A 236-nucleotide genomic window follows, 5' to 3' on the forward strand; every position below is an offset into this window, starting at 1 on the left:
ATATCGCGGGATGGAGCAGTCTGGTAGCTCGTCGGGCTCATAACCCGAAGGTCGTTGGTTCAAATCCAGCTCCCGCAATTTGGTCCATTGGAGCAGTGGTTTATCTCGCCTCCCTGTCACGGAGGAGATCATGGGTTCAAATCCCATATGGACCGTAAAATGGCTCGGTAGCTCAGTTGGTAGAGCAAAGGATTGAAGCTCCTTGTGTCGGCGGTCCGATTCCGTCCCGCGCCATT

The 236-nt window shown here is 54.2% G+C and carries 3 tRNA genes; all 3 read left to right on the top strand.

Annotated features, from left to right (window positions below):
* Window positions 1-4 precede the first annotated feature (4 nt).
* A tRNA-Met gene (locus tag FC46_RS09960) sits at window positions 5-78 on the top strand.
* Window positions 79-81: 3 nt separating this feature from the next.
* A tRNA-Asp gene (locus tag FC46_RS09965) sits at window positions 82-155 on the top strand.
* A 6-nt stretch (window positions 156-161) separates the two neighbouring features.
* A tRNA-Phe gene (locus FC46_RS09970) sits at window positions 162-234 on the top strand.
* Window positions 235-236: the final 2 nt, after the last annotated feature.

The sequence above is a fragment of the Lactobacillus kalixensis DSM 16043 genome (genome assembly GCF_001434335.1).
Lineage (GTDB): Bacteria > Bacillota > Bacilli > Lactobacillales > Lactobacillaceae > Lactobacillus > Lactobacillus kalixensis.